Origin of the sequence: Sinomicrobium pectinilyticum (assembly GCF_003725735.1) — a bacterium.
Lineage (GTDB): Bacteria > Bacteroidota > Bacteroidia > Flavobacteriales > Flavobacteriaceae > Sinomicrobium > Sinomicrobium pectinilyticum.
The window spans coordinates 1-10,257 of sequence record NZ_RJTM01000083.1; the positions used below are offsets into that span (position 1 = coordinate 1).

The 10,257-nt window shown below is 42.4% G+C and carries 6 protein-coding genes; 4 read left to right on the plus strand and 2 right to left on the minus strand.

Annotation, left to right across the window (positions count from 1 at the left end; all coding sequences use genetic code 11):
* Positions 1-21: 21 nt before the first annotated feature.
* From ED312_RS11505 to ED312_RS11515, 3 genes are read left to right on the plus strand one after another with little or no spacing between them, the layout of a single operon-like run.
* Positions 22-1,080, plus strand: a complete 1,059-nt coding sequence (locus ED312_RS11505; RefSeq protein WP_123216165.1) for an efflux RND transporter periplasmic adaptor subunit — start codon at positions 22-24, stop codon at positions 1,078-1,080.
* Positions 1,077-4,160: an efflux RND transporter permease subunit gene (locus ED312_RS11510; RefSeq protein ID WP_123216166.1), complete on the plus strand. Its 3,084-nt coding sequence runs from the start codon at positions 1,077-1,079 to the stop codon at positions 4,158-4,160. Before ED312_RS11505 ends, ED312_RS11510 begins: the two co-directional genes overlap by 4 nt.
* 3 nt (positions 4,161-4,163) lie before the next feature.
* Positions 4,164-5,501, plus strand: a complete 1,338-nt coding sequence (locus tag ED312_RS11515) for a TolC family protein (protein ID WP_123216167.1) — start codon at positions 4,164-4,166, stop codon at positions 5,499-5,501.
* Positions 5,502-6,523: 1,022 nt separating this feature from the next.
* Here the strand turns inward: ED312_RS11515 and ED312_RS11520 are convergent.
* Together ED312_RS11520 and ED312_RS11525 are read right to left on the minus strand one after the other, a co-directional pair.
* Positions 6,524-7,234, minus strand: coding sequence for a LytR/AlgR family response regulator transcription factor (locus ED312_RS11520; RefSeq protein WP_123216168.1), 711 nt, complete (start codon positions 7,232-7,234; stop codon positions 6,524-6,526).
* A complete protein-coding gene (locus ED312_RS11525) occupies positions 7,231-8,364 on the minus strand; it encodes a sensor histidine kinase (protein WP_148044280.1) in 1,134 nt (377 codons plus the stop codon). Before ED312_RS11525 ends, ED312_RS11520 begins: the two co-directional genes overlap by 4 nt.
* Before the next feature lie 185 nt (positions 8,365-8,549).
* On the opposite strand from ED312_RS11525, the gene ED312_RS11530 reads away from it, so the two are divergent.
* Positions 8,550-10,106 carry a serine hydrolase domain-containing protein gene (locus ED312_RS11530; RefSeq protein ID WP_123216170.1) on the plus strand — a complete coding sequence of 519 codons (1,557 nt, stop codon included), beginning with the start codon at positions 8,550-8,552 and terminating at the stop codon, positions 10,104-10,106.
* Positions 10,107-10,257: the final 151 nt, after the last annotated feature.

The window sequence follows — 10,257 nt, forward strand, 5'->3', positions numbered from 1 at the left end:
GTAAACTAAACCTTACCAACAATGCGTATTAACCAAGTAGTCGCACTACACCTGAGCTATTTTCTCATCATTTTATCTGCACTTTTCTTTAGCGGCTGTACTTCAGACAGGAAAAACAACAAGAGACCTTCTCCACAAGCGGTAGAGGTCGCTGTGGTAAAAAAACACTCGGTCAACACATTGGTCTCCCTCAGCGGAAACGTAGAAGGAAAGGAGACCTTACGATTGGGATTCATGGTCGCAGGAAGAGTGAATCACGTCGCCATACAGGAAGGTGAAAGTATTCAAAAAGGGGCCTTGCTGGCAAGCCTGGACGATACCGATTATAGCATAGGTCTTGAGGCGGCTAACGGAAAGCTACTGGAAGTTCAGGATAAATATGACCGCCTGAAGATCATGCACGATCGCAACAGCATCAGCGAAGCCGATTTTGTAGAAGTAAAGGCCGGGTTGCAACAGGCCCTGGCACAACATAAGCTCCGCATGAAAAATGTCAAAGACACCCGTCTTTATGCCCCCATTACTGGGGTTTTGTTAAAAAAAGGGGTTTCCGAAGGAGAAGTCATCGACAAGGGAATGCCTGTTTTCGGGCTGGCGGATATAGATCAGGTAAAGATCAATGCTGCCGTACCGGAAAACGATATTCATCGTATTAAACTTCACCAGGAAGCCAGGGTTACCATTCCGGCCCTGGACACTGTATATACAGGAAAGGTTATCGAAGTGGGGCTAGCAGCCGAAGCCACCACCCGTACCTACAATGCCAGGATACTTCTGGAAAATCCGGGACACCGGATATTGCCGGGGATGATCGCTGAAATCCTGATCGATACCAACCAAAAGACCGAGGCTTTAACAGTTCCCGGGCATGCCATTTTAAGGGACCCGGATAACAGTATCTATGTCTACATCCTGGACGAAAATAAAAACCGGGCATTCAAACGCAGTGTTTCCGTCGGAAAACTGTATAAAGACCAAATGGAAATCACTTCCGGACTTGAAGAAGGGGAACAGGTCGTAACCGGGGGACAGCAGAAACTATACGACGGTATGGACGTAACCTTAAAACAAGGTCTATGAATTTCGTACGCTTTTCCCTGAAATATCCGCAAGTCACCATTTCCGTGCTGGTCATTGTCTTTGCTTTAGGTGCCTATTCCCTCTTTACCATGCCCCGCCGGGAAGATCCCAAGATCACCGTACGCCAGGGACTGGTACTGGCTTTTTTCCCGGGAGCCAATTCTTCCCAGGTCGAAGACCAGCTCACCAGGAAAGTGGAAGAAACATTGTTCCAGTTTTCCGAGGTGCGCAAGGGCAAAACATTCTCCACTTCGCGCGACGGTCTTATGATCATACAGGTGGAACTGGAAGAATGGGTACAGACCCCGGATATGTTCTGGAACAAACTCACCGTCGCTCTCCAGATCACCAAACAAACCGAATTACCACCGGGGATCATGGGGCCTATGGTCAATTCCGATTTCGGGGATACAGAAGCCATTGTCTTAGGGATTACGTCAAAAAAAAGGAACTACAGGCAACTTAAGGAGTACACGCGGCAACTCGAAGATAAACTGCGCGGCATCCGGGCCGTATCGAAAATGAAACGCATCGGAGAACGACAAGAGGAAATAGTCATCACTTCCAACTCGGAAAAACTGGCGCAGTACGGTATAAAATTTACCGATGTCATCAAAATACTCCAATCGCAAAACAATATTTATCCCAGCGGTAACCTGAAGACCGATGCAACCGAAGTCCCTTTTTACACTACCAGCTACTACAACACGGAAGAGGAAATTGCACGGCAGGTGGTGGGAACGGCAAAGAATGGTGACGTGATCCACCTTGGAGATATAGCCCGTATAGAACGCAGATATGAAGAAGCAGATTCCTATACTGCAGTAAACAGCATCCCCGCAATGATGTTGTCCCTGCAAATGCAGGAAGGCAACAATATTGTAGACTTCGGGGAAGAGGTAGGAAAAAAGATCGCTGAAATGCTGGAACAGTTACCGTCGGATGTCGATATCGTCAAGGTTATCGATCAGCCTGCTCTTGTAGACCACAATATAAGCCATTTTATTCGCGAATTCTTCATTGCCATCACTGCCGTCGTTATTGTTATACTGGTTTTGTTGCCGTTCCGCATAGCCCTGGTTGCCGCTATGGCCATTCCCATGACCATCGCTATGACTTTTGCCATGCTGCACGCTTTCGGTATAGAACTGCACCAGGTATCCCTGGCCGCTCTTATCGTGGTCCTTGGTATGGTTGTAGATGATGCCATAGTGATCGCAGACAACTATGTGGAACTCCTGGACGAAGGGATGTCCCCCTCCAAAGCCGCATGGCGCAGCGCCACGGATCTTGTTATCCCGGTACTTACCGCTACCATAACCATTATTGCGGCTTTCATCCCCATGATAATATTAAGTGGTTCGGTTGGTGAGTTTATCCTGGCCCTGCCACTTACGGTGACCATTGCCCTGGCTTCTTCCTTCCTCGTCGCTATGATATTTACTCCCATCCTTTGTTATGCCTTCATAAAGAAAGGACTGCACCAGGATGGTCCGGAAACGGCTCCGGACAAAAAGCCTTCCATGCTGGACCGCCTGCAAAATGTTTACGACAAGTCGCTGGACTGGTGCATGGCACATCACAGGATCACGGTTTCCGGCAGCCTGTTTATGATCGTTATCGGTGTCGCCCTGTATTTCTTTATTCCCCAGAAATTTTTCCCGGCAGCAGAACGCAATCAGTTTGTCATTGACCTCTGGATGCCTACAGGTACTACAGTGGCAAGGACAGAAGCAGCTATTCAACGTATGGCAGGAGAAGTGGCCAAAGACGAAAGGGTAACTTCTTATGCCGTCTTTACCGGGAGCAGTGCACCCCGGTTCTACTATAATTTTTCTCCCGAAGTGCCCGCCACCAATTTTGCGCAGATACTTGTCAACACCACTGACGATGCCGCTGCACAAGATTTTGCACAGGAATTGACACAAAGAGCGGACGATCTTATCCCGGAAGGGCGTACACTAGTGAGACTGATGCAACAGGGAACCCCATATCTTGCCCCCGTGGAGATTCGCATTTCGGGGGACGAACTTGCAACCATTAAACAAATAGGCGACCGGGTTGTCCATATACTTGAAGACATCCCTGGAAGCATCAATATACGCGATAACTTTCACGAAGATTATTACGGCATAGACATACAACTGAAACCGCAAGCCAGCAGGCTTGGGTTTACCACGGAAAGCGTGGCCAAAACTTTATATGTAGGCTTTTCCGGTGCCCCGGTAAGCACCATGTACGAAGGCAGCACGCCTGTAGACCTCGTATTGCGGTTGAGCGAAGAAAGCCGGAAAGATTTTAACCAGCTCGAAAACACCTATCTCCCTTCTCCCGTAACCGGGAGTTCAGTTCCCCTACGGCAGATCGCCACACTTAGCCCGCAATGGTATACAGGTCGTATTGTGCGCAGAAACGGGGTTCGTACTCTTTCCATATTGAGCGAAAATGAAGAGAACGTGCTACCGGAACAGGTCCTTAGCCGTGCCCGCAAAGAGATCGACAAAATGGAACTCCCTGCCGGGTATCAGATAACATATGGTGGAGAATACGAAAACAAACAAGAAACTTTCAGTCAGATGGTCGTAGCCCTGGGAATAAGCATTGTACTTATCTTCCTCATCTTGCTTATCCAGTTCAGGAACCTGAAAGAGACTTTCCTGGTGATGCTCACCATTCCCCTGAGCTTATTCGGCGCATTTCTGGGTTTGCTGCTCACGGGAAATAATTTTGGTTTTACGGCCTTTGTGGGGCTTATCAGTCTTTCAGGTGTAGTGGTGCGAAATGCCATTATTCTGATAGATCATACAAACGAGCTCCTCGCCAAAGGGGACTCCATACCGGAAGCCGCCATAGAAGCGGGAAAAAGACGTTTGCGGCCTATTTTCCTTACCGCTACGGCAGCCGCATTCGGTGTATTGCCCATGATCCTCTCCGGGTCCCCCATGTGGAGTCCGCTTGCCAGTGTACTCGCCGTAGGGGTCATCTGGTCCATGATCATGGCGCTGCTCACCATTCCGATACTCTATGCCTTGGTGATAAAACCTAAAGACATTGTTCACCCTGTTTCAAATGAAAAATAAGACATGAACACTTTGCCGATTTCCATACGTCTCCTATTGATCCTGATCGTATTTCCCTGGGCTATAAAGGGACAGCAAGCCCGGGTATTGAGCCTGGAAGAAGCGAGGGAAATAGTACTCTCCCAAAACAAGCTCCTCCGGATACAGAAAGAAAAGGCAAACGAAAGCAGTTACAAAATAAAGGCTATGGCCGCTAAGGGAAAACCCATGCTCTATGCCAGCGGAAACTACCTGCATTCCTTTAATGAGAACAATTTCGTGATTCCCAGGGGAGGTGTCGGCGATCTGTTGAACATTCCCATACCCTGGAACGATTTTACGCTGTACGAAGGCAGGCAGGATATTTTTACGGCCGGGATATTGGCCTATCAGCCCCTTACTCAACTCTTTAGGGTACATCACGGTATAAAAGCAGTACGTGCGGAAGCGAAAATGGAAAACAGCAAAGCGAAAAAGGCTGCCCTGGAAGCACAGGCCGGAGTTGAAAAACTCTTTTACGCCATAAAAATACAGGAGAAAAAAATAGCGGAGGCCCAAGCTGCTGTAGAGCTGGCCTATGCCCGGCTGTACGACGCAGAAATCGCCCGGATCGCCGGGGAAATACACGAAGTGAACACCCTGGGACTAAAAGCGGAAAAGGCCGGAAAAGAACACGATCTTCTGGAAGCCGAAATTGCAAGGGAAAACTACCTGGCTGACCTTCGCAATACGCTTTCCATGCCCGATAGCATCTCTTTTGAACTTGCTCCGCTTCCCGAAACATCTTATGTCCTGCAACCCGAAACCCAATACCAGGAACAGGCCCTGCAAAACAACCCTGAGCTACAGGCAGCCCAACATCAATTGGAAAAAGCCGGACATGGAGTAATGGCGGCCAAGAATGCTTACCTGCCAAACCTGGGTATTACCGGAGGCGTAACTTACCAGGGGATCATAAAAGAGTTGCCGGAGACCAACTATTTTGTCGGCGCCAATCTCACGTGGAATTTCCTGGATTTTGGCAAGCGAAAATCAGAATTGCAGCAAAACAAGTCCAAACAATTACAAGCGGACCTCTTTGCAGAAAATACCAGGAATGAGATCAGAAATAAAATTGGGAAAGCCCATCGCAATGCCCGGCAGGCCGAACGACTCCTCTTCGCAGCACACCAAGCATATGGTTTCCGGGAAGAAGAATACCGAATCAAAAAGGACGGACTGGAAACGGGACTGATCACCAAAAAGGAGTTACTGGAAACCAAGGTGGAACTGGAAAAGGCAGCACAGAATGCCTACGCGGCACAACTGAACTACAACCTCGCCATACTTGACCTGAAAGTTTTAGCAGGGATCTATCCATAACTTTTCGGATATCCGAAAAGGATGTCCTACAGCTTCTGATATAAATTTGTTTTTCGAAGAAATATGTTAACTTCATCGTATTGCCATAAAATTACACCCTGGCGGATTGAAGGACACTATACCGCCAGGCGATAGGATGAACAACGGACAACAGGATTTACTTCTCCTTGAGTTTATGTGCAAATAATGTTGCAAGTTCCCCGAGGCTAGCGTCTTTATAAAAATCATATGCCGAATCGGTTAACGATAGCTCTTCCTGAATTCTTACAATGCATTCTGCCTGTCCAATCCTTTCAATCTCAAGGACTACAACAATCCCGAAGAAAAGGGAAAAAACCGCGTTTTTAGTTTTTTTCTAATCACTTTTGCAATCTTGAAATTATTCAACTTTCTTAATTGTTAATTTCTTCGAATCCTTCAAAAACCAGTTTGAAAATTGTTCTGCCAGGTTTACTCTTAAGAGCCGCAAAACGGCAACAAATCCTTGTAAATCAAATAATTTACAAGGATTTATGATTTTAGGAACATCATCTTGTTTGAAATGAATTGGTTTTAAATGTCAATATTTGGGGTGATATTCCTTGGAAAACGTCTCTTTTTAATTTAATTGTTATTTGACGGCACAAATTTTTCAGTTTTTACCCAAAAAAGTGAGTCTGGAAGTGTAGGGATTAACTTGTAACAAATGCATGTGTTAGTCCTGCCTACAAAGATTATTATAGATTTTGTATTGAATCCGGAGTAATCGTCTATTGGCCAAAATGAAAATGCTGTGGAAATCTATGTCTTTAGCCCCAGAGCCATCTATGAAATTTAACCATTATTTTCGGTAAGATTTATGTTAGGTACTTATTCTTAACAAACTCATACCAGTCTTTGCAAAATTGTTCATCTGTGATGTTAAATGTTTTTTTCAAGTTCCCATGATTTTCTATGAGGTCAATGAATTTTTCTTGTCGTATCCATCCGCGCAAGTACACCTATAATTTCTGTTATCCGAATTGTTGACGGTAATGTAAAGCTTACAATCCATTTAAGAACATTTTAACGGTCGTTTTATAACTGTGTCCCACAGGTATACAAATATCCCCTATCTCTAGCTGGGAAGCGCTAAATACTGTAACCTTTCTACTATTAACAATAAAAGACTTGTGTACTCGAATAAATTCGGATGGTAATTCATTTTCCAACTGACTAATTTTATATTTTACAATTAGTTTTTTTCCATGCTCAAAATGAATTTTAATATGATCCTTTAGACTTTCTAAATATAAAACAGCTTGTGTGTTTATCTGTTGACTTTTGCTCCCCAGCTTTAGAAGGAGAAGATTTTCAGCAGGAGATAATGAGACAGTTAGGGAATCGTTTAGGCTGGTTTTTTTTCTCGTATAATATCTCTCGACTGCTGCAATAAATCGATCAAAGGTGATAGGCTTCAAAAGATAGTCTACAACGTCTAAATCATATCCTTCCAGAGCATATTCCCGATGGGCTGTGGTTATTATTACTGCAGGGGGATTTTTCAATATTTTCAATAATTCAATGCCAGTCAATTTGGGCATTTGAATATCTAAAAATAACAGATCGACCTGATTTCGACGAAGCATATTTATCACTTCCATCGCACTACTACAGGTACCAATTAAATGCAGTGTGCCTAATTCATGCAAATATTGTTGCAATAATTGGACGGCAAGGGGTTCATCATCTGCTATAACACAGGTTGCTTTCATTGCAGTTGCATCTGTAATTTTAATATAAAAATATTGTTCATTTTTTCTATCGTCATGTGGTGCCTACCGGGATAAAGTAATTGGAGTTGCTGTTGCACGTTATTTAACCCTATCCCTTGTGCATCACTTTCTGATTGGTCAAAGGTATTTTTAGTCTCCAGCAACAAATTTTTGTTCGTGGCATTTAACTTTATTTGCAAAATGGCAATGCCTGTTGTTTTTTCTACACCATGTTTAAACATATTTTCCACCACTGCAAGCAGTAATAAAGGAGCAATTTTATATGAGCAATCGTAATAAAAATCAGTTTGAATTTCCAAGCGGTCATTGTACCTGATTTTTTCCAGTTGAATGTAGTTATTCAGCAATTCATATTCCTTTTCCAGAGACACAAAATCATCATTACACCTGTACAGGGTATAGTCCAAAATATAAGATAACTTTTCAATACTTTTTGAAGCAAGATGAGAATGTTGGATTGTTAAAGAATATATATTGTTCAGGGTATTAAATAAAAAATGCGGGTTAAGCTGTGATTTCAGTACATACAGCTCAGCTGCTCTTTTGTCTTTCTCTGCCTGCATATGTTTTTGCTGTATCTGATAACGGTCAACTAGTAAATATGCGAGAAAAAAAGGAACGGATCCCGTTATAATGCCGGGAAGATAATGCTGAATGAGAATATCAATATCAAATGCAATTTCAAATAATGTTTCTTGCTCTACAAAATTTCTTCCCAGCATAGGCTCCAAACCATAAACAATGGAACTACGACTGAGAATGCATATCAAATAAATCCCAATAACCATCTCTAATACGGCTCTACCTATTTGGTTCTTCCGGGATAATAAAGGCAAAACCCTTAATACAATAAAATAACAAGTAACTATTACAGCCGACAAATGAAATAAAAGTATCAGTGCTTTTTGACCAATAGTATAAGCACCGCTAACTGAATCTGGCTTTTCTATAAATAGATGGGTTGAAAGATTGAAGATGAAAATTACGCTCCAAAATATGAAGTGTAATTTCAAGGATGATTTTTCATTTAAAGATATTTTGTCATTCAACCTACTGAGCATGGAAGTAAATATATGAAAAAGGAGGGTTCGTTTTTCATTTCGAGACAAACAGTCCTTTTTTATATACAAACGATCAATTATCGCAGATATGGTGAAATTTCTATTATTGAGGTTGTAGTACACATTGTTTGCCGAGAATTCAAATTTGATAATTTTTTTATGCCGATGTTTGAAGCCATTATTTGATCTGAAAACTCTCAGATTAACTTTTTAGAAACCTCAACAATTAAAATATGAGAAATTTTCTTTTTATAATTCTGTATCTTCTTCTGTACACCGGATGCTTTGCACAATCCAGCCAGTTAAATAATAAACAACAGATTGAGGATCTGCTTCGCTCCTTTATGGAAAGTATCGAGACTAAGGACAGCATCAAAATGTATTCCCTATTTGCTGATGTACCGATAACCTGGGTAGGGGTTTATCAGCCTGTCACTCAAAAGGCCAGAAATGCAGCTAACGCTTCGGTTAATGAATATAAAGTGTCTGATTATAAAACTTGGTTTAGGAGTATTTGTGAAAATAGTAGCAGCTCAGAGTTCTTTTCTAACCCTGTGATTGTAGAAGATGGTACAATAGGATCAGTCACATTTGACTATAGCTTTTGGGCTAATGGTAAAAAAGGAAATTGGGGTAAGGAAAGCTGGGGACTGATTAAAACCAATAATCAGTGGAAAATTGCCAGTGTCATCTTTTCAATGGAAAGTCAAAAAATTAGAGAGCAACCCGAGGAAATAAGCGGTGAAACCGAAATTAAACATGAAGAAATACAAGAATATATTAAAGCTTCTGTTAATGATTTGGATTTCCAGGGAACAGTATTGGTCGCGAAGGGTGATTCCATTGTACATATGGCAGCTTATGGAATGTATGATGTTGAAAATGAAATCCCAAACAACCTCAACACACAATTTCTGATAGGCTCATTAACCAAATCTTTTATAGCTGTTGCAATTATGCAACTGGTAGAACAGGGTTTGCTAGACTTGACGGCCCCGGTACTGCAATACATACCAAATCTCAAATACAAACTTGGAAAAGGGGTCACAATTCATCACCTGCTCAAACAACAGTCAGGCCTGGCCCCTAGTTTGGATCCTTTGACAAACTACGAATTAATGGATATTACTCCTGCTGAACTATTAAACATTATTAATACATCAAAACGAGGGTTTAAGCCAGGCACAAAATACCAGTATAGCAATATCAATTACACTTTGTTAGCTATGGTAATTGAAAATGTTACCAAATTAAAATACCAGGATTACTTACGGGAAAATATATTTGCTGTTTCAGGTATGAACAGCACAGGCATCGAGCGCCTTCAGAATATTCCAGAAAACAGGGCGGTAGGATACCGGAATATAAACGGCACATTCAGGAGGGCCTACAACGTGGTATCATACGCAATGGGCTCAGGCGACATTTATTCTACTATTACCGATTTATATAAATGGAGCAATGCCTTGCATGAAGGCAAACTGATCTCACAAAAAAGCAAGAGCACCTTATTTGATGGTGGTAACAAAGATTGGGGATATTATGGCTATGGATTCAGAGTACAACCTTACCAAAGGGCGACTGAAATGAAAGAACCTGGTAAATTAATCCGGCACGGAGGTACAATGAATGGTTTTATTTCGAATTATCATTACTATGAAACTGATAAAATCACTATTATCATATTAAGTAATTACCGTAATATTCCTATAAGAAAAATGACTTACGAAATTAAGGAGATTGTACTAGGGACTTTCCGGGAGAAACGGGAAAGTGCATTCGGAGAATGAAAATTAGAGGTCAAAGTTTAAAAGCCAGGGATTTTTCCTGATTATAAACAGTTAATATAGATTGTCAAGTTCGATATTTATAATTAACATAAATCAACTACCTCGGGGCAATCCCGATAATTATCGGGACACGAGGTATTCAAACGAGCCA